Raw genomic sequence first — 20,043 nt, forward strand, 5'->3', positions numbered from 1 at the left:
AGTAAAAAAGGCGCCCTAGGGCGCCAAGGGCTGTCTCCAAACCAAAGGAGCACTACGAGGGGACAGCAGGACCAAGGAGCGAGCGGGCAATCAACCCGCTCGCTTGCCAGGGTTAGAGAACTTCCAGCGGGTACTCGACAATCAGGCGGAACTCATCCAAATCCGACTCGAAGTCGGTGGCGCGAGTCGTGGCTTGTCGAATGCGAAAGGACATGTCCTTCAACGACCCAGACTGCACAACGTACTTGGCCTCGATGTCCCGCTCCCAGCGCTTCTGGTTGGTCAACGGATCGCCGTTGTCATCACGGCGCATATAGACTTCGTTGGCGTTGCTGTAGTCGGCATCCCAGCCCTGGGCATATCGAGTCATGAAGCTCAATCCAGGCACACCGAAAGGCTCCATATCCAGGTCATAGCGCACTTGCCATGACTTCTCCTTCGGCGAGTTGAAGTCGCTGTACTGGATGGAGTTGTCGAGGTAGATGGAGTCCGATTGGCGCAAGTAGTCGAAGTCATCATCGCCATTGTTGCGCTGGAGACCCACCAGCACTGTATGAGCGCCGAATTGGATGCCGACCTTGCCGCTCCAGATGTTGTTATCGAAGCTCCCGAGGAGCTGCCTCCCTTCATCGACCGCCTTGTAGTAGTTCAGCCCGCCGATCAAGGCGACATCGTCCGCAAGCGGGTAGCTCAGCGTGGTGCCCGCGTAATATTGATTCCAGGCATCCTTGAGGCGGCTGGTGTAGAGACTAAAGCCGACGTTGTCATTAAGCGTGTAATCACCACCGAAATAGGCGATCCATGGCGAGTCCACTTCGCCCGCGTAGAAGGTAGCGAAGCCGTCGCGCATGCTGCTGGTATTGGGTTGGCTCATCGAGTGGAGGCGACCGCCTTGAAGCGACAGTCCTTCCACGCTGCTGTTGACCACGGTGACACCTCGGAAACTCTCCGGTAAAAGCCGTGCATCACCGTATTAGACGACCGGGCTGACGGGAAAGACGTCGCCTACCTTGATCTCGGTATCCATGAACCGAGTTTTCACCGCGCCCCCCAGTTTGGAGTAGTTGTCCTCAGCCTGCCCGAGGCTGTTGTAAGGCATCACGTCGACTGAGCCGCCTGCTCCAGAACGGCCGTCGCCGGTGTCAAGCTTGAGCCCTAGCATGGCAAAGGCATCGACACCAAAGCCTATGGTGCCCTCGGTGAAACCAGACTCGAATCTGCCTATCACGCCATGCGCCCACTCTTCCGAATAGCCATTACCCGAGCTGCTGGACTGGCCTTTACGGAAATCGCGGTTGAAGTAGAGATTTCGATTGAGAATGGTCAGGCTGCTGCCTTCGATAAATCCCTCGCCTTTCTCGCCGGCGGCCATTGCAGCTTGCCCGGTACTGACGCTCAGAGTGAGCAGAGAAAGTCCTAACAGGGTTCTGTTATTCATAAATGCTCCTGATGTTATTGGCAGTTGTCATTGTGTGGTCGCATATATGTGCCAAGCGCGCCGGGCATAGCCAGGCACGCCTTGATCATATTTCCACATGCCAAATAACGTCAGGGTGACTTGGAAATTACATTTCAGTCAGCGCGATGTCATTTATCTAGTTTTGATTACGGCAACCTGTCCCGGCTGCCCGGTATTCAAGAATATTCAGATCGCCATTGGAGTCCTCGTAGGTCATCTGGGCCGGCATCACACCGCAGCTAGAGTCCGTCGGGGTAGTGGCCACGACCCTGGCGATATCGAGTTTCATGCCGTAGCGGTAATGAATAACTTCAGGCGGATTCTTTCCGTTAGCGGCAGCATACTCTTGCATGGCCTGCTCATTGGCCTGAATCATCCGACCATAAACACGATCAGCGCCGCCTTCTGCCAGAGTGGCAGAGGAAACAACCATAGCGGCAAGGGCTGCAATAACTTTGAGGCTTTTCATGTTTAATCACTCCTTCAAGGTGGTGATTAAAATATAAACGCAAGACCCTGTCACAAACGTGAAGCGAGAATTACATTCCTGTAATGGATCTAAACTCTTTGAGAGTAAAGGTTTTGATACGTCAGTTATGTTTGGCACTCGTCAGAGCAATTACAGGCGTCGGCTACCGAAGATAACAATTTCTACCCAGGTATCAGTGAGTGGGTCATTGGAAAGTCAGCTTTGGTGAGGCGATCGTTAGCGGTAGTAATGCACTCTTGGCGGCTCCCCATAGTCGCCGTCTGTGCATTTCGCTAAATGCGTGCGCTGCACAAACAGTGCAACGCACGGATTATTGCTAATTACAACAGCGGAAGTGTGTAGCTGACGATCAGGCGGTTCTCGTCAACATCGTTGCCGAAATTGGTCGAACGTAGCGTGGCGTTGCGCCATTTTACGCCCAGGTTTTTCAGCGCACCGTTCTGGAAGACATAGGCGATGTCAGTATTGCGCTCCCATTCCTTACCATCGGCTTTGCCTGCGCCTAGATCAATATTGTCACCAGTCAGGTAACGGGTCATGAACGTCAAGCCAGGGATGCCAACGCTGGCAAAGTTGAAGTCATAGCGGGCCTGCCATGAAGTTTCGTCTTTGTTAGCGAAGTCGCCGATCTGTACATAGTTGACCAGGAACGGATCGGTGCCGTTGATGTAGGCGTAACCGGTGTCTCCGCTCATGCTCTGGTAACCAACGCCGAGTGCGTGGCCGCCAAAGGCATAGGTGAACATCGCCCCGAATGCCTTGTTGTCGACGTTGCTGTTGCCTTCGTCGGTGGAGCGAGCGTAGCGCAGATCAGTTTTCAGCGATTGTTTGTCACCTAGCGGCAAGGTGTGCAGGACCGTGAAAATATGCTGCTTGTAGAACTCGTCCAGATTGCCGTAGTTGTAGCCGGTGGCCAGGTTGCTGTTCCATTTGTAGGTCGCCCCGGCGAAGTTGAATTCATCGCTCGTCTGGGTTCCGCCGCCGCTGATAGCGCGGGCTGCGCCGCTGGCAATGCTGAGGTCTTCGCTATCGGATGAGTCGCGCTGACTTACTTGCTTGAGCTGGCCTGCATCGAAGGTAAGCCCGTCAATCTCCAGCGAATTCAGGTGCCCGCCTTGAAAGGTCTGTGGCAGCAGGCGCGAATCGTTTGCTTGGACGGTTGGCAGTCTGGGTTGCAGCGTGCCCAGTTTCAGCACGCTGTTTGAGGCGCGCAGCTTCGCGGTTAAGCCCATCTCACCATATTCATCCTGCGCGGCACGAGGTGCTTCTTTATCGCGCTTGAGCAGGCCCGAGCCTGAGCGGTCGGCGCTAGAGTCCAGCTTGAGGCCAAGCATGCCAATGGCGTCGATGCCCACGCCGACTGTCCCTTCGGTGAACCCGGATTCGTAGCGCAGCAGGAAGCCCTGGGCCCATTCTTCCTGCTTTGATTGGCTGGCTGAGTCTTGGCGGAAGTCGCGATTGAAATAGAAGTTACGCGCTTCCAGCCCGGCTTTGCTGTCTGCGAAAAACTCAGCTGCGGCTGGCTGGCTAAGACTGAGTACCCCAGTACTCACCGCGACTGCCAAGAGGGTCTTCTTCATTGTTGTTTATCCATGTTCAGGGGGGTGGCATATCGGGGAGCCGTCGCTGTATGCCGTGCTCTCCGAATAGGGGCGGGTTCCTCTGCGGCCAATCTTCGGCTGGTCGTTATGCCTGTACGCCTGCAGGTCTAGGTCGAGGAACCATTGCGGACTTTGGGGAAGATCAAACGGAATACGGTGAAGCTGCCTGGCAGGCTACTGACCTCGACCGTGCCCTGATGCAGGCTCATGATCGAGCGAACAATTGCCAGGCCCAGCCCTGTCCCACCTTCGGCACGAGAGCGGCTGGTATCGACGCGGTAGAAGCGTTCGAACAAATGAGGGATGTGCTGTGCGGGGATGCCAATCCCCGGGTTTCCCACCGAGAACGACACGGTTTCGCTGTGCTTCTCGATCAGCAGCGAGATGTTTGCGCCAATGGGGCTGTGCCGAATCGCATTGGACAAGAGGTTTGAAATGGCGCGCTGTACCATCAGCCGATCACCGAAGGTTCGGCCGGCCCCGGAAATGCTCAGGCTGATCTGTTTCTCTTCAGCGGAGATGCTGAACAGATCCACAACGCGTCTTGCCTCGTCCTCCAGTGCAATCTTCTCGAAGGGAACCAGGGATGCGGGGTGGCTGACTTGAGCGAGAAACAGCATGTCGGACACGATTCGGGTGACGCGCTCCAGCTCTTCTGTGCAGCATTCCAGTACGGCTTTGTACTCCTCAGGTGGACGCTGTCTTGAGAGCGTTACCTGCGCTTTACCCATCAGGTTGGTGATAGGTGAGCGCAACTCATGGGCCAGGTCATCAGAGAACTGCGATAGCTGCTGAACGCCACCATCAAGACGATGCAGCATGAAGTTGATGCCGTGGGCCAGCGCGCTGAGTTCTTGTGGAAGTTTGTCGACGGAAATCCGATGGGTCAGATCCTGCGTGGATATCAGCGATGCAACCTGGCGAAATTGCCGGAGCGGAGAAAGGCCCCGTTGTACAATCCACCATGCGCCCATGCCAATTAGCGCCAGAAGAAGAGGGAGCGCGATCAACGTTGACTTGAGGTAGGCACTGAGCAGTGCTTCGTCGGCAGATCGATCAATTGAGAGTAAGACCCTGACGTGGTCGCCGTCGTTGAGCAGCATCACCTTGGATGCGGTCAGGAAGTTGTTTCCCTCAGCATCCGACCAGCTTTGGTAAATAGGGGTATCGCCTGCTGGTATGTTGGCAAGAATGGGCTCCCTGGATTTCTCACCCAGATTCAGGAGTAATTTGGTGCCTGACTTTTTCCCGTAGATCGTCAGGTGCAGATTGTCATGCCCCATGACCAGATCCAGCAGCTCGTGAGGTTGCTGGGCAATTGCATGTGCGCTCATGTCTTCGGCGAGATTGTGCTGAATCTGCTCAAGTTTGCCGTCAAGACTCTGCTTGGCCAACGAGTCCAGCTCATGGGTAAGCGCGAAGTAGGCGAGTGCTGCTAGCAGAACAACCAGTGCCGCCCCCATCACGCTGACCGACAGGCCAAGGCGCATGGATAGACTGGTCGGCTTCATGCACGTTCCTCAAGCACGTACCCGACACCCCTGAGGGTGTGAATCAGCTTGTTATCGAACGGGTCATCAATTTTGGCGCGTAGTCTGCGGATGGAGACTTCGACGACGTTGGTGTCGCAGTCAAAATTCATATCCCAGACCAGCGAAATGATCTGGGTGCGCGATAGCACTTCCCCAGAGCGGCGCATCAGTAGGTGCAGCAACGCAAACTCTTTAGTGGTCAGGTCGATGCGCTGCTCACCACGGAACGCGCGGTGCCTCGCCGGATCAAGCTCAAGGTCGGCTACCCGCAGCACTTCCGGTACTGGAATTTGCTCGCTTCGCCGTAGCAACGTACGAATTCGCGCAAGTAACTCAGGGAACTCGAACGGTTTGACTAAATAATCATCCGCCCCCAAATCCAGGCCTTTAATTTTATCCACTAAGCGCCCGCGTGCAGTCAGCATTATCACGCGAGTACTGCTGTTACTGCGTATATGCTCAAGCACGCCCCAACCATCAATTCCAGGCAGGTTTACATCAAGCACTACCAAGTCGTAAGTGTGCTGCCTAACAAGGTGGAGACCGTCCACGCCAGTGGCGGCCTTATCAACTACATAGCCACTTTCGCTTAAACCTTGGTGTAAGTATTCGGCAGTCTTGGGCTCGTCCTCGACAATAAGGATTCGCATAAAAATTCACCTTAAAATATGCGGCCAGTATTTTTAGATATTTTTTTGTTATGGCTGCGGAGTGGTTTTAATTCTTTCATCGGCGGTCACGGATATGACCTACGGCTTTTCAGGTTGCTCCAAGGCTAAAGCCTGAAGCGGCTTTAGGGTCAAGCTGTAATGCCTATTTCGCATGGCTCAAAGGGGTTAAGCGACAACATGTCGCAGTACTTGTCCTTATCCAAAACACCCAACTTTTGACTGGCAGGGCTGCCCGGGGGCGCTACCCGCGAGGCAACCGCTATTTAACTGTGTTTGTTTCTAGTTGTTGCTGGGCGCTAAATTGCCTGCTCTCTTGAGCGCTGCCAATACTAATACAGGCCTACTTGGAAAAGTGCTGGATAACGTATTTGTAATTTTCCAGTCACCTTGCTGATAGGCATGGAGCACTACATTCTGCCGGGAATTGGCTTTCTACTTATTTTCCCAAGCGATAATCCTCGATATCCCTCGGGATTAATAAATATAAAGGCCTTCATTATATTCCAGCAGAGCTAGTTCTGTGGAGGACTTTAAGTGCATGTAAAAACAATGGCCGGACATGGAGTTGGAATAGGTAAATTCTGTGTATTTTCAGGGCTACTGGCTGCATTGTTAATTGCTCCAGTTCCAACAACTGCTGCCGAATCAACAAGGCAGTCAATAACGATTGATGAGGCGTTTGCGCAAGCGCTCACTGAGAACCAGGAGTTCGCTGCAGCACAATGGAATACAGGTATTGCCGAAGGTGCTCGTACTCAAGCTGGGCTGATCCCGAATCCTGAGTTGTCCTGGAGCGTTGAGGACACGCGCAGTGAGTCGCGCGTTACCAGCATTCAGGTATCTCAGCCAATTGAGCTGGGAGGCAAGCGTAGCGCGCGTATTGATGTGTCTGAGCGTGATCAGGACGCGGTGGCGATTGATCTGGAGCGTAAGAAAAACATCTTGCGCGCTGAGGTCATCCAGGCCTTTTACTCAGCTCTGCGTGCCCAGGAAGGACTGCAGCTTTCCACACAGTCGTTAGACCTTGCCCGTCGCGGACTTCAGGTGGTCGAAGGGCGCGTAAAGGCCGGCAAGGCTTCGCCAATCGAAATTTCGCGTGCTCAGGTGCAGCTTTCGGAAATTCAACTGGAGCTGAATCGCGCACGCCTCAATCAAAGCAATGCCTACAAGCAACTGGCGCTCATAACGGGTGCCAAGACACCGAACTTCGCGCATGTCGAGGGTGATCTTGAGCGCCTGCCGTACCTGCCGTCGCAGGCTGAGATGCTTGCACGCATAACAGATACAGCGGACCTACGGCTGGCCAACACGCAAATCCAGCGTGCCGAGTCTTCCTTGGAACTCGAAAAGTCGCAGCGCATTCCAGACCTCACCGTCAGCGTTGGCAGCCAGTACGACGAAGGGCTTGGCGAGCGCGTCAATTTGCTCGGCTTGTCGATGCCTATTCCGTTGTTCAACCGCAACCAAGGCAATGTGCTGGCCGCTGCTCAAGGAGCTGACCAAGCGCGGGATTTGCGCAATGCCGCAGAGCTCCGCCTGCGCGCGGAAGCCCAGCAGGCATTTGAGCAGTGGGAAAGCGCTAGAAGTGAAGTCGACTCGATCAGCGGCACACTGCTGCCGACCGCGCAGCAAGCAGTAGAGGGCGCAGTACGTGGATTCGAGATGGGCAAGTTTGCCTTTATCGATGTACTCGATGCTCAGCGCACCCTCGTAAGCATGCGCTCCCAATACCTGAATACCCTGGATGAAGCTATTTCGGCCTGGGTGAGCTTGGAGAAGATTTACGGCTCCCAACTCAACATCGAATTCAAAAAATAAGCATCTCTCACACCTACATAACGCCTTAGATGGTCGCGTCATGCGACATGAAGCCTCGCCTGCTTTCCTGGCGGCTGCATGTTTATTGAGCGCGTTTAGTCGCCGCCTGGGCATGAGTCAAATTCAATACTTTTGATAATTTGGAGTTACCAATGGCATCAACAACTCCCAGAAAGCAGTGGCTGATGATTGTGGCTGTTGTCGTCATCGGTTTAGCCGTGGCGGGTCTGATTCTAAGTGGTAGCCCTGGTAAGTCCGGGGAGGAAGGCCATGGCCATGATGAGAGTCATGAGGATGTATCGGCTCACGCAGATCCCGAGCACCACGGGGAGGCTTCGGCCGACGAGCATGAAGAGGCCGATGAGCATGCAGATAAAGAGCACCATGAAACTGTAGAACCCACCAAGGGCGAGCATGGCGGCAAGCTTTTCACCGAGGGTGATTATGCACTTGAAGTGACGATTTTTGAGGAGGGCGTAGAGCCTCAGTTCAGGCTCTATACCTACCTGGACGGTAAGCTTTTAAATCCTACTGAAAGCACGGTACAGGTGACCTTGTTGCGTCTTGGCCAACCTGCGCAAATCATCAATTTCAGCAAAGAGAATGACTACCTACGTGGCGATGCCGCGGTTGTAGAGCCGCATTCATTCCAGGTTTCCATCAGCGCCAAGCACAGTGGCAAGAGCTATTCGTTCGGTTACGAGCAGGTTGAGGGCCGCGTGACGATGACGGATGCGCAGCTTGAGCAGGGTGGCGTCACGCTCGCCACTGCTGGTCCAGCGAAAATCGCCTCCACGCTGCAAGTGCTCGGCGAGGTTCGTTACAACGGTGACCGCACGGTTCAGGTGACCCCGCAACTTGCCGGGCGCGTCGACTCGGTGGCGGTTAGTGCTGGCGATACGGTCAGCAAGGGTCAGGTATTGGCCAAAATCTCCAGCCAGGCGCTGGCCGAACTGCGTGGCGAGCTAATGGCCGCCCAGCAACGCTCTGCGCTTGCCCGCACGACCTATGCACGTGAAAAGCAATTGTGGGAAGAGAAGATTTCCGCCGAGCAGGACTTCCTGCAGGCGCAAGTTGCCATGCAGGAAGCTGCTATCGCAGTGCAGCGCGTCCAGCAACAAATCGCTTCGCTGGGCGGTGCCCCGGCCAAAGGCCAGAATCTCACCGAATTCGAGATTCGTGCCCCTATCGATGGCGTGATAACCAGCAAAAGCATCTCTGTTGGTGAAGTACTCAAAGAGGACTCCGCAGTCTTTACCGTCTCGGATTTGTCGACCGTATGGGTGGACTCAACCGTCGCGGCGAAAGACTTGGGCGTAATCGCCGAAGGGCAAAACGTTGTCGTGAGCTCCAGCGCATTCGCCGCCACGGCTAAGGGCTCCATTTCCTATGTCAGCGCTCTGGTTGGGGCGCAAACCCGCTCGGCGACTGCTCGCATCGTGCTAGCCAACCCAGATCGGATATGGCGGCCTGGTTTGCCAGTGACGGTCGAGGTGATTGCCCAGGAGAACGACGTTCCCGTTGCAGTAGCGGTCGAAGCGATCCAGACCGTTCGCGATTGGCAGGTAGTGTTCGGCCGCTTCGATAACCAGCTAGAAGCTCGGCCTCTTGAGCTGGGCAAATCCGACGGCCACTTCGTCGAGGTTATCTCGGGTCTGAAGGCGGGCGATCGATACGCGCTGAAGAACAGCTTCCTGATCAAAGCTGAGCTTGGCAAAGCCGGCGCGAGCCATGACCACTAATTCGGAGTCGAGCTATGAAACAAGTTACAGCTATTTTTCGTCCGATCCGGCTTGAAGCCGTCGAGCAAGCGCTGCACGCACTGCCGCATCTACCAGGATTCACCATCCTGCCAGCCCATGGTCATCCGCGTGGTCACGGCAAGGATCATGGATATATCGCAGACGAATGGAATCCAGACGCCCATCAGCATCTCGTGCTGCTGGCGTTCTGCTCCGATGAGGTTGCCGATGAGATCGTCCATGCCATCGAGAAGGCCGCCCACACAGGTGTTCCCGGTGATGGAATCGTCGCCGTGGCCCCTTTGACCGACGCATTGCGCATCCGTACTGGAGAGCGCGGTGATGCTGCGCTTTAGGGGAAATTGACATGTACGAACGATTAATTCGCTTCGCCATCGACCAGCGCTGGCTAGTCTTGCTGGCTGTGCTCGGCATGGCGGCGTTGGGTGTTTACAGCTACCAGAAGTTGCCGATTGATGCGGTTCCCGACATCACCAACGTGCAGGTGCAGATCAATACCGAGGCAAAGGGCTACTCGCCACTGGAAACTGAGCAACGCGTGACCTTTCCGATTGAATCGGTAATGGCTGGGCTGCCCAACTTACAGGAAACGCGTTCAATCTCACGCTACGGGTTGTCGCAGGTCACCGTCATTTTCGAAGACGGCACAGACATCTACTTCGCTCGTCAGTTGGTGAATGAGCGGATACAGGAAGCGCGTAGCAATCTACCCAGTGATCTGTCGCCGAGCATGGGGCCAATCGCTTCTGGTCTGGGCGAGATCTACATGTGGACCATCGAGGCGCAAGACGGTGCGAAGAAGCCGGATGGCAGCGCCTATACTCCGATGGATTTGCGTGAGATTCAGGACTGGATCGTCAAGCCGCAACTGCGAACCGTCAAAGGTGTTACCGAGATCAACACCATTGGCGGTTATGCCAAGGAGTTCCAGGTTTCACCCAAGCCGGAGCGCCTGGTCGCACATGGCCTCAGCCTGCAGGACATTGTGGTTGCGTTGGAGAGCAATAATGCCAACGTTGGTGCGGGCTACATCGAACGCAGCGGCGAGCAGTACCTGATCCGCGCTCCGGGACAAGTCGGCAATATCGCTGACATCGCCAACATCATCATCAAGAACACCGATGGTGTTCCTGTGCGCATCGGTGATGTGGCCGAGGTTGGCCTGGGTAAGGAGCTGCGCACCGGGGCCGCTACTGAGAACGGCCAGGAGGTGGTGCTCGGCACTGCCTTTATGTTGATTGGTGAGAACAGCCGCTATGTATCGCAGGCTGTCGACCAGCGCATAAAGGAGATCAATCGCAACCTGCCGAAAGGAGTCATAGCGAAGACGGTCTATGACCGCACTGTATTGGTCGATAAGGCCATCAATACGGTGAAGAAGAATCTGATCGAAGGCGCTCTGCTGGTTATCGCTATCCTGTTCCTGTTCCTGGGTAACATTCGGGCGGCCCTCATCACCGCAATGGTGATTCCGCTGTCGATGCTGTTCACCTTTACGGGCATGGTCAGCAACAAGGTCAGCGCGAACCTGATGAGCCTTGGCGCACTCGATTTCGGCATCATCATCGATGGTGCCGTGGTGATCGTAGAGAACTGCGTGCGTCGTTTGGCTCACGCCCAGGCCGCAGCAGGCCGAACGTTGACCCGTAATGAGCGCTTCCATGAGGTGTTCGCGGCGTCGAAGGAGGCGCGTCGTCCACTGCTGTTCGGCCAACTGATCATTATGGTGGTGTACCTGCCGATATTTGCGCTGACCGGCGTGGAAGGCAAGATGTTCCACCCAATGGCGTTCACCGTGGTGACAGCCCTGTTCGGAGCCATGATCCTCTCGGTGACATTCGTCCCGGCAGCTGTTGCACTGTTCCTCAATGGCAACGTCAGTGAAAAAGAAAATCGGCTAATGGCCTGGGTCAAGCAAGGCTACGCGCCGTTGCTAGATTGGGTCATGGTCAGCAAGCCGTTAGTGCTGACCATTGCGACAGTCATCATGGTGCTTTCTGGTTTAGCTGCTTCGCGGATGGGCAGTGAGTTCGTGCCGAGCCTGGATGAGGGCGATATCGCTTTGCATGCCCTGCGTATTCCTGGCACTAGCCTTTCGCAAGCAATTGAAATGCAGGTGCAACTCGAACAACGAATCAAATCCTTTGCCGAGGTTGATACGGTGTTCGCCAAGCTTGGAACTGCTGAAGTCGCAACCGATCCAATGCCGCCGAACGTGGCGGACAACTTTGTCATGCTAAAGCCGCGCGACCAGTGGCCCGATCCTGATCGCAGCAAAGCCGATTTGGTTGCGGCGATGCAGGAGGCGGTTGAACAGGTTTCCGGCAACAACTATGAGTTCACTCAGCCCATTCAGATGCGCTTCAACGAGCTGATCTCCGGCGTACGCAGTGACGTCGCAGTGAAAGTGTTTGGCGATGACATGGATGTGATGAACGAGACCGCCGAGCAAATCGCTGAGGTGCTGGAGGGTATTCCAGGAGCAGCTGATGTGAAGGTCGAACAGACCACCGGTCTGCCGATGCTCAGCGTACAAATCGACCGTGAGAAAGCCGCACGATTCGGTTTGAATGTCTCGGAGATTCAGGACGCCATTTCCACCGCCATCGGCGGGCGCGAGGCGGGTGCACTGTTTGAAGGTGACCGGCGTTTCGATATCCAAGTTCGCCTGGCGGACGAGTGGCGCAATGATGTCGACAAGATCCAGCAGCTACCTATTCGTCTGGCCAATGGCGATGGGTTGGATGGCCCAGGGTTTGTGCGCTTGGCTGATGTGGCGAGTGTGGTGTCCGCACCGGGGCCGAACCAAATCAGCCGTGAAAGTGGCAAGCGCCGCGTGGTGGTCACCGCTAACGTTCGCGGTCGCGATATCGGCTCATTTGTCGCCGAGGCCGAGAGCAAGATCGCCCAGGCGGTTAGCGTCCCTACAGGCTACTGGACGACCTGGGGCGGCACCTTCGAGCAGCTTCAGTCGGCGGCCAAGCGCCTGCAGATTGTCGTACCGGTCTCATTGCTGCTGGTGTTCACACTGCTCTTTATGATGTTCGGCAATGTCAAAGATGGCCTGCTGGTGTTCACCGGCGTGCCCTTCGCGCTGACAGGCGGGATCATGGCCTTGTGGCTGCGAGATATTCCGCTCTCGATCTCCGCGGGCGTGGGTTTCATTGCTTTGTCGGGCGTGGCGGTGCTCAACGGCCTGGTAATGATTTCCTTCATTCGCAGTTTGCGTGAGAACGGCATGGGGCTGGACGAGGCTATTCGTGAAGGCGCGTTGACTCGTTTGCGTCCGGTGCTGATGACAGCTTTGGTGGCGTCTCTGGGCTTTATTCCAATGGCCACTGCCATCGGTACGGGCGCAGAAGTTCAGCGCCCTCTGGCGACGGTGGTGATTGGCGGAATCTTGTCTTCAACCGCGCTGACGCTGCTGGTTTTGCCATTGCTCTACCGCTTGGCCCATCGTCTGCGCTAAGTTCACAGCGCTATTTGTGTGCAACTGAAAAGCCCCGCTCTTGAGCGGGGCTTTTTGCTTACCGTAAATACCGCTCAATGTGGGCAGTGACTGTGCCTGTGACGTCCTCAGCGGTTTTATTTACGCCAAATGAGAATCGGCACTGCCCGGATGTAGACAAGCTCACCCACCAACTCAACCAGCGTCTGGGTGATGACCGCTGCGGCTGCAAGCCCTCGTATTTCTTCAGGCAATGCCAGGGCCAGCGGAAGAACCACCAACGAGTTACGTGTGGCGGTACTGAAAGTAACCGCTCTCGCCGTCGAGGCGGGCAGTTTATAAGCTCTTGAAGCGAGTGCGCCCACTACGGGGGCCAAAAGCATGAAACCGATATACACCGGGATCACCGGTAAAAGCTGGTCGATATCACGTACCACCGGCGAGATTTGCGACCCAACCACCGCAATGAGAACTGCCGCCATCGCAGGGACTGGCATCCATGCCCATACGGTGTTCCAGCTACATACGACCCGCGAGCGCTTAGCCAAGGCTGCTGTAACCACCGCGAACAACAAAGGCGCGACAATCAGTGCGAGAAACGCTTCAACGAAAGGGCCTATCGAGATAACGACTTCGGATTGCTCCCCTAGCATGAAAGCCAAATACACAGGCAACAGCACAAGCTGCAACAGCAAGAGGATGGGGGTTGCTGCAAGAATCGCACGCGAGTCGCCTTTGCCAATGTGAGTAAAGACCACCACGTAGTCGATACAGGGGGTGAGCAAAACCAGAAGAGCGCCGATTAGGATTGCCGGGTGGTCTGCGAGCCCTCTGGTTAGTGCCCACACCAGCAGTGGAATCAGTACGAAATTGGCGATAAGCAAGGCTGACATGAAGCGCTTGTTGCTAAGACTTTCGCGAAGATCAAGAAAGGGAATTTGCAGGAACATCGCGTACATCAGCACGGCGATGGTCGGGGTCAGTAATGCGTTCAGGCTCTGCGCAGCTGCAGGAGCTATTAACCCACCGATTGCCGCTGCAATGACCGCAACGAAATAGATCGGTATCTGGTTTTGTTCAAGCGCATCCCTACTCATAGCATCCTCAAGGAGGAAAAAACGTCAGCTTACATTAGGTAGCGGAGAGCGTGGGGGCACTCTTGGATGGCCTGAGCCTTGAAGGATTGAGATAGGCGCAGCGTCTGGCTACTGAACGAGTGTCTGCTGACGGTACAAGGGCGCGGTGTTCAAATGACACCGTGCTCTAGCATCGTGGAGATAGCCAAGTGCATTTGCAGATATCAGGCAGATCAATGTAAGGCCTTCGGCCCGTATCATTTTGCCCTTCTTGCTACACGCTGACAGCGATGGCTTGTTGCTGATATGAATTACATGCGAAGGAGTAGAGTTTAGTTCTCTAGCGTGGCGTTTTATATTCTCAGTTAGGCTATTGGATATGGAGGGGGTTAAATAAAAAAAGCGCCCCGAAGGGCGCTGAGGGTACACCTCTTTCCAAAGGAGCTCGGGAGCTTCTAGAGGTGAACATCGTTCGGAAGTGAGCAGTTAGTCAGCTTTGGTTTCTTTTTTAGTATCGGTATCGATCCGATCTTGGCTGCTGTTCTTAACCTTTGACTCGTCCGCCTGCTTGGCGGCGGGCTTAGTTCCGTGAATTCGTTTTTGATCTGCTCGAAATCTTTCCTGAAATTTCATTGAGCGGTCGTAACCATCTCCTCTTGCATAAGTCTGTGTTGAGGCCGCAAGAAGTAACGATCCAATAATCAGGGCTTTCAATATCTTCATAAGGCAGGCCTCGTAAAATTCAATTAATAGCTTGTCGAGTTTTATGGACAAGTTCTGCAAGTTCGAATGAATTTTACTAGATGGAAGCTAACAGCAGCGTGAGCTCAACATTACATTCTTGAAATCTAATCACTATCTTTCTTGTTATGCATGAGCAGGCAGGGCTTTTAGAGCCCGCCCGCCCATCCATTTTTAGAGCACGCTCAGTGGGTACTCGACGATCAGACGAACCTCGTCCAGATCCGACTCGTAATCCGTTGCGCGGGTAGTCATCTGGCGAACACGGAAGGACATCTCTTTCAGTGAGCCCGTTTGGACGACGTACTTGGCTTCGATGTTGCGTTCCCAGCGCTTCTGGTCAGTCAGCGGGTTGCCATCGGTATCACGACGCATATACACACTGTTGGCGTCGGAATAGTCCGCATCTGTACCCAGCGCATAGCGCGTCATGAAGGTCAGTCCAGGAACGCCATAGCTGGCCATATCTAGGTCGTAGCGCAGCATCCAGGACTTCTCTTTCGGCGAGTTGAAGTCGCTGTACTGAATAGAGTTGTCGAGGAAGATGGAATCAGACTGGCGCAGGTAGTCGAAATCATCGTCGCCGTTGTTGCGCTGGTGCGACAGGGCAACGCTGTGTGCACCGAACTGCACACCCACTTTGCCGCTGTAAATGTCGTTATCGAACTCACCCAACAGCTGCTGGCCGTCATCAACAGCTTTGTAGTAGTTCAAGCCACCGAACAAGGAAACACTGTCGGTCAGCGGGTAGGTGAAGGACGTACCGGCATAGTGCTGCTTCCAAGCATCCTTGAGTTGGCTGCTATAGAGACTAAAGCTCAGGTTGTCATTTAGCGAATAGTCACCGCCGAAATAGGCAACCCATGGCGACGCGACAGAGCCCGCATAGAATGTTGCGAATTCATCACGCATGGTGCTGACTTGCGGCTGGCTCATGGCATGCAGGCGGCCACCTTGAAGGGTCAAACCATCAAAGCTAGTGTTCTCAACCGTGACGCCGCGAAAGCTTTCCGGCAGCAGGCGGGAGTCACCGTAGTGAACCACTGGCGTCATGGGGAAGACATCACCCACTTTGACAACGGTGTCGAGTACTCGGGCTTTTACTGCACCGCCAACTTTGGAGTAATCGTCTTCAGCTTCGCCGTCACTATTTACAGGAAGCATATTGACGGTGCCACCTGGGCCGTAACGACCATCGCCGGTATCCAGTTTAAGGCCGAGCATGGCGAAGGCATCAATACCGAACCCTACCGTGCCTTGGGTAAAGCCCGACTCAAACTTACCAATGATCCCGTGAGCCCATACCTCAGTGTAACCATTGTCCGTGGGGCTTGACTGGCCTTTACGGAAGTCACGGTTCATGTAGAAGTTACGGTTGAGAATATTGAAACTGCTACCTTCTACAAAACCTTCGGCTTGCTCTTCTGCGGCCGCCATGAGCGGAGCTGCACTGACAATCGCCGAAAATACTGCAAGGGATAGTTTGGTTTTATTAAGCATTTATTGCTCCTTTATAATTGGCAGTTATTAGTCTAGTTTTCGCCATGGCGTTCTTATAGGTATTGCACCCTCAAGCGCTCTGCGCCTTTGGGGAGCTGAGCCCTATCCTTGCAAGCTGAAGATAACTTGAAGATGATTGGAAGATTACAATTCTGTAATCTTCACAAGGCGGCAATAAAAGTTGTCTTAAAGCGACATTTGAATTCAGATTTTCAATAGAATCCGACGGGTAGGTCGAGAGAGCTCCGGCCTTGATCAGGCCGAATGATCACGACTGCCAGCTCATCGGACGGTGCACTCAGATTGACCGATAGCGCCGGGCTGATGTGCCAAGCCGGCAGGGGGGGACGCCGGTTGATCTTGTATGGAGGCCCGTAAGCCTCCATCCGAATCACCTTGTGCGGTTCGGGCATGCTGCTCACTCCCGTCGTGTAAGTCAGCATTTTGCTGATAAGCTGGAGCTGGCAGGCGCACTGCGTATATTCCAGCTCATGGCAGTAATGGTGCTTGGAACTGTGACCGCAGGAGTGTGAATAGCCATGGGCTCAGCGCTTGCCAGAGGAAGCGTTGGCTGATGCGGCCAAGAATCAAGCAAGGGGCGATGACTACAGCGGCTGAGAGTTTCCGTAGTTAAAGCCATTTGCCGCCAAGGCTGCCCAGCGGCGCTGACGGTGTGCGTAAAACAGGCGCGCAAAGAGCCACACGAATGGGGTGAGAATGCCGGCCTCGATAGTCACGCGATCTCGGTAAAGTGTTCCGCCACTCACCTCATGTGCCGTAATGAGGTGATCCCACTTGCTGATCAGCGGGCTATAGCCGTTGTCTCTAAGCATGAAGGTCTGAGCGTTTTCCATCTGCGGGTAGGTAATCACAATCGCCTGACGGCCAATGGGAAGTACGCCGAATAACTTCAGCTTGACCCAGTAGGTGCCCTCGCTCCAGGTATCAGGAAACTCAGCCGGAGCCAGCGGGCTGAAACTCAATAAGGGTGAAGCAACCTGACGCAGCAGGCGTGGTGTGCGCACCTGGGCGATCACCTCTGCAAGTGTGCACGGCAGCTGGGTGGCGAGATCGACTTGCATGGACACAATCACCGACTGGATGGGTTTTGCTCATCGCTCGCAAGCAAGGCCTGGAGTTCTTCAGGAACCGGCATGGGCTTGAACGCACTGACTCTGGAGCGGCCTGTATTGCCAATGGGCACCCAGATTTTGGAGAACAACAAGGCCGCGAAAATGCGCGGTATTTGCCCGGCCACCTCGCGATAATCGCCAATCTGCCAACCGAGCGTGAGCATCAGACAGTGTGATCTGGCGTGCAGCAAGGGCTGGCGTTGAGTCAGGATGTGCGCGCGCTCCAGCCATTGAAAGGCATCGGTATTACGCCTCTCCTGCATGGCGTGCTCGGCCTGTTGAAAGGCTTGTTCAATTGCGAGTTGCAATGCTGCTTTCATCTTCAATCCTCCGATCCTACTTTTTAAGCAGGCGCAGGCCGTTGAACACCACCAGCAGGCTGACGCCCATGTCGGCAAAGACGGCCATCCACATCGTCGCCTGCCCCGTTAGGGTAATGGCGAGAAACAGGGCCTTGATCCCTAACGCCAGCACGATGTTCTGCTTGAGGATGACGGCGGTCTGTTGAGACAGGCGGATGAAGGCCGGGATCTTGCGCAGGTCGTCATCCATCAAGGCCACATCCGCTGTTTCGATGGCCGTGTCCGTGCCGGCGGCGGCCATGGCGAACCCGATTTCGGACTTCGCCAACGCCGGCGCATCGTTGATGCCATCGCCGACCATTCCTACAACGTAGCCGCGCGCCTGCAATGCTTCAATAGCCTGCAACTTGTCGACTGGCAGGAGATTGCCGCGTGCTTCGTCGATGCCCACCTGCTGTGCGATGGCTTCTGCGGTGTGCGGGTTATCGCCGGTCAGCATCGTGGTCTTCACGCCAAGCGCATGAAGCTCCTCGATTGCCTGGCGGCTAGAGTCCTTGACGGTATCGGCAACGGCGAACAGGGCAATGGCACGCTGCGGATTGCACAGCACCACCACTGTTTTACCTTGGCGTTCGAGACGCTCCAGCGTCGCTTCCAGCTCGGGTGAGCAGAGGCCAAGCTCCTCCACCAGGCGGTGGTTACCCAGGTGGAAATCTATGCCTTCGATGGTGCCTCGAACACCTCGACCCAATAGGGCTTCGAATCCCTCAACGGCAGCAAACGTCAGGCCATTCTCAGTGGCATGCTTGGCTATTGCCTGCGAAACCGGGTGGTCAGAGCGACTGGCGAGGCTGGCAGCATGTGTACGGTAGAGTTCTGAGTCCTGTCCAACCAACGGCATGTAATCGGTCTGTACCGGCTTGCCATGAGTAATGGTTCCGGTTTTGTCGAGTGCCAGGAAGCCAAGCTTGCCACCGATTTCCAGATAGACGCCGCCTTTGACCAAAATGCCTTTACGCGCCGCCGCTGCCAGGCCACTGACAATGGTGACGGGCGTCGAGATGACCAAGGCGCAAGGGCAGGCGACCACCAGCAGCACCAAGGCACGGTAGATCCAGTCGTACCAGGGCTCGGCCATGAAGAGTGGCGGCACAATGGCGATTGCTAGGGCGAATAGGAATACGACAGGGGTGTATACCTTGGCGAATTGATCGACAAAGCGCTGGGTCGGCGCACGTGACCCCTGCGCCTCTTCGACCGCGTGAATGATACGTGCCAGCGTGGTGTTGGCAGCGGCGGCTAGGACGCGGTACTCCAGGGAGCCGGCTTCGTTGATGGTTCCTGCAAAAACCGGGTCGCCAATGATTTTCTCTACGGGCAGGCTTTCCCCCGTGATGGGCGCTTGGTTGATGGTGGAGTTGCCGGAAGTAACCTCGCCGTCGAGACCGATTCGTTCGCCCGGTCTTACCCTGACCAATGCGCCTACGGCGATGGTTTTAACGTCAACTTCAAGCCATGTACCATCGATCTGCTGCACCGTGGCGCGCTCAGGGGTCAGATCCATCAGGCCGCGGATGGCATTGCGCGCCCGATCCAGCGACTTCGCTTCGATCAACTCGGCGACAGAAAAGAGGAACATGACCATGGCCGCTTCTGGCCATTGCCCAATCAGCACCGCACCGGTCACCGCGATACTCATCAGCGCATTGATGTTCAGGTTGCGGTTCTTCAGCGCGATCCAGCCCTTCTTATAAGTCGTCAGGCCGCACAGCAGGATGGCGAGCAGCGCCACGCCAGCCACAACCCACTCCGGAGCAAGCTCGGCAAAGTGGATCACTTCAGCCGATACAGCAGCCACACCCGATAGCGCCAAAGGCCACCAGGCCTTCTTGCGCGGGGTTCCTTGCGTGCCTTCGTCTGATGTCGCTGCCCCTTCAACCACTGGCGTGAAACCAAGGTCGCGAATAGCGGCCAGTGCTGTTGGCAGTGCATCTGCTGTGTGGCGAATCGTCAGTACGCGCTGAATCAGGTTGAATTCCAACTCGCTGATGCCAGGGAGTGAGGACAGCTTGTCGCGGATCAGCTTTTCTTCCGTTGGGCAGTCCATCTGTTCTATTTTGATGCGGGCTTGTCCTTCGGCAGATAACGGTTCTGCTTGCATGCCCAGGGACGAGATCGCCGCTTCGATAGGCGCGGTCGACGGCAAGTTGTGCCATACCCCAAGAGTCCGATTGATCAGGTTGAAGTCGAGCTTATCTATGCCAGCGAGCTTGCTCAGCTTGTCCTGAATCAGCGACTGTTCGGTAGGGCAGTCCATTTGCGCAATGCGAAAGCTGCTGAGCCTGGAGCCAGCTAGGGCATTTACCGTTGAGGCTGTAGCGGAGGAGCACTTAATCGCCTCATTGGGGTCACAGCAGACATCCTTTGAAACCGCTTCAGGTTTGTGTTCATCACTGCAGCAGCCAGCCATGGGGGTATCCTCATTGATCAGTTGTGCAGAGTGAACACC

At 55.3% G+C, this 20,043-nt stretch carries 14 protein-coding genes and 1 pseudogene; 4 read left to right on the plus strand and 11 right to left on the minus strand.

Going from position 1 to position 20,043, the window contains the following annotated elements; translation table 11 throughout:
- Positions 1-112: 112 nt before the first annotated feature.
- From QMX85_RS09665 to QMX85_RS09685, 5 genes and pseudogenes are all read right to left on the minus strand, one after another.
- Positions 113-1,438: pseudogene (locus QMX85_RS09665) on the minus strand (OprD family porin).
- A 157-nt stretch (positions 1,439-1,595) separates the two neighbouring features.
- Positions 1,596-1,928 carry a DUF2790 domain-containing protein gene (locus QMX85_RS09670; protein WP_004574339.1) on the minus strand — a complete coding sequence of 111 codons (333 nt, stop codon included), beginning with the start codon at positions 1,926-1,928 and terminating at the stop codon, positions 1,596-1,598.
- 341 nt (positions 1,929-2,269) lie between these two features.
- On the minus strand, positions 2,270-3,529 hold the full coding sequence (locus tag QMX85_RS09675; protein WP_169852810.1) for an OprD family porin: 1,260 nt from the start codon (positions 3,527-3,529) through the stop codon (positions 2,270-2,272).
- Positions 3,530-3,657: 128 nt separating this feature from the next.
- The gene (locus tag QMX85_RS09680) at positions 3,658-5,061 is read right to left on the minus strand and encodes a heavy metal sensor histidine kinase (protein WP_090256274.1); all 1,404 of its coding nucleotides are present in this window, start codon (positions 5,059-5,061) and stop codon (positions 3,658-3,660) included.
- A complete protein-coding gene (locus QMX85_RS09685; RefSeq protein ID WP_090256273.1) occupies positions 5,058-5,732 on the minus strand; it encodes a heavy metal response regulator transcription factor in 675 nt (224 codons plus the stop codon). The genes QMX85_RS09680 and QMX85_RS09685 overlap by 4 nt, the downstream gene beginning before the upstream one ends.
- A gap of 555 nt (positions 5,733-6,287) precedes the next feature.
- Here QMX85_RS09685 and QMX85_RS09690 point away from each other — a divergent pair.
- The 4 genes from QMX85_RS09690 to QMX85_RS09705 all read left to right on the plus strand — a co-directional run bounded on the left by QMX85_RS09690 (position 6,288) and on the right by QMX85_RS09705 (position 12,803).
- Positions 6,288-7,571 carry a TolC family protein gene (locus tag QMX85_RS09690; RefSeq protein ID WP_241693741.1) on the plus strand — a complete coding sequence of 428 codons (1,284 nt, stop codon included), beginning with the start codon at positions 6,288-6,290 and terminating at the stop codon, positions 7,569-7,571.
- A 152-nt stretch (positions 7,572-7,723) separates the two neighbouring features.
- Positions 7,724-9,313 (plus strand): efflux RND transporter periplasmic adaptor subunit, encoded by a 1,590-nt coding sequence (locus QMX85_RS09695; protein WP_143003858.1) that lies wholly within the window; start codon positions 7,724-7,726, stop codon positions 9,311-9,313.
- Positions 9,314-9,327: 14 nt separating this feature from the next.
- A complete protein-coding gene (locus tag QMX85_RS09700) occupies positions 9,328-9,669 on the plus strand; it encodes a P-II family nitrogen regulator (RefSeq protein WP_090256271.1) in 342 nt (113 codons plus the stop codon).
- Between the two features lie 11 nt (positions 9,670-9,680).
- Positions 9,681-12,803, plus strand: coding sequence for a CusA/CzcA family heavy metal efflux RND transporter (locus QMX85_RS09705; RefSeq protein ID WP_090256270.1), 3,123 nt, complete (start codon positions 9,681-9,683; stop codon positions 12,801-12,803).
- 116 nt (positions 12,804-12,919) lie between these two features.
- Here QMX85_RS09705 and QMX85_RS09710 read toward each other — a convergent pair whose 3' ends face one another.
- From QMX85_RS09710 to QMX85_RS09735, 6 genes are all read right to left on the minus strand, one after another.
- The gene (locus QMX85_RS09710) at positions 12,920-13,879 is read right to left on the minus strand and encodes an arsenic resistance protein (RefSeq protein ID WP_282340342.1); all 960 of its coding nucleotides are present in this window, start codon (positions 13,877-13,879) and stop codon (positions 12,920-12,922) included.
- Positions 13,880-14,344: 465 nt separating this feature from the next.
- Positions 14,345-14,581 carry a hypothetical protein gene (locus tag QMX85_RS09715; protein ID WP_143003857.1) on the minus strand — a complete coding sequence of 79 codons (237 nt, stop codon included), beginning with the start codon at positions 14,579-14,581 and terminating at the stop codon, positions 14,345-14,347.
- A gap of 192 nt (positions 14,582-14,773) precedes the next feature.
- Entirely contained in the window at positions 14,774-16,099 is a 1,326-nt protein-coding gene (locus QMX85_RS09720; protein WP_282340345.1) for an OprD family porin, read from the minus strand.
- 605 nt (positions 16,100-16,704) lie between these two features.
- The gene (locus tag QMX85_RS09725) at positions 16,705-17,181 is read right to left on the minus strand and encodes a hypothetical protein (protein WP_090256267.1); all 477 of its coding nucleotides are present in this window, start codon (positions 17,179-17,181) and stop codon (positions 16,705-16,707) included.
- Between the two features lie 8 nt (positions 17,182-17,189).
- Positions 17,190-17,552: a DUF3703 domain-containing protein gene (locus QMX85_RS09730; protein WP_090256266.1), complete on the minus strand. Its 363-nt coding sequence runs from the start codon at positions 17,550-17,552 to the stop codon at positions 17,190-17,192.
- Between the two features lie 16 nt (positions 17,553-17,568).
- Positions 17,569-19,851 (minus strand): heavy metal translocating P-type ATPase, encoded by a 2,283-nt coding sequence (locus QMX85_RS09735; protein WP_090256265.1) that lies wholly within the window; start codon positions 19,849-19,851, stop codon positions 17,569-17,571.
- Between the last annotated feature and the right edge of the window lie 192 nt (positions 19,852-20,043).

It is taken from the genome of Pseudomonas sp. PS02288 (genome assembly GCF_029959715.1).
In the GTDB taxonomy this organism is placed as follows: domain Bacteria; phylum Pseudomonadota; class Gammaproteobacteria; order Pseudomonadales; family Pseudomonadaceae; genus Pseudomonas_O; species Pseudomonas_O kuykendallii.

Coding starts and splice junctions, on each gene's coding strand:
- QMX85_RS09710 (WP_282340342.1), bottom strand. CDS start 13,879: ATGAGTAGGGATGCGCTTGAACAAAACCAGATACCGATCTATTTCGTT.
- QMX85_RS09685 (WP_090256273.1), bottom strand. CDS start 5,732: ATGCGAATCCTTATTGTCGAGGACGAGCCCAAGACTGCCGAATACTTA.
- QMX85_RS09695 (WP_143003858.1), top strand. CDS start 7,724: ATGGCATCAACAACTCCCAGAAAGCAGTGGCTGATGATTGTGGCTGTT.
- QMX85_RS09715 (WP_143003857.1), bottom strand. CDS start 14,581: ATGAAGATATTGAAAGCCCTGATTATTGGATCGTTACTTCTTGCGGCC.
- QMX85_RS09720 (WP_282340345.1), bottom strand. CDS start 16,099: ATGCTTAATAAAACCAAACTATCCCTTGCAGTATTTTCGGCGATTGTC.
- QMX85_RS09700 (WP_090256271.1), top strand. CDS start 9,328: ATGAAACAAGTTACAGCTATTTTTCGTCCGATCCGGCTTGAAGCCGTC.
- QMX85_RS09730 (WP_090256266.1), bottom strand. CDS start 17,552: ATGAAAGCAGCATTGCAACTCGCAATTGAACAAGCCTTTCAACAGGCC.
- QMX85_RS09725 (WP_090256267.1), bottom strand. CDS start 17,181: ATGCAAGTCGATCTCGCCACCCAGCTGCCGTGCACACTTGCAGAGGTG.
- QMX85_RS09735 (WP_090256265.1), bottom strand. CDS start 19,851: ATGGACTGCCCTACCGAACAGTCGCTGATTCAGGACAAGCTGAGCAAG.
- QMX85_RS09670 (WP_004574339.1), bottom strand. CDS start 1,928: ATGAAAAGCCTCAAAGTTATTGCAGCCCTTGCCGCTATGGTTGTTTCC.
- QMX85_RS09675 (WP_169852810.1), bottom strand. CDS start 3,529: ATGAAGAAGACCCTCTTGGCAGTCGCGGTGAGTACTGGGGTACTCAGT.
- QMX85_RS09680 (WP_090256274.1), bottom strand. CDS start 5,061: ATGAAGCCGACCAGTCTATCCATGCGCCTTGGCCTGTCGGTCAGCGTG.
- QMX85_RS09705 (WP_090256270.1), top strand. CDS start 9,681: ATGTACGAACGATTAATTCGCTTCGCCATCGACCAGCGCTGGCTAGTC.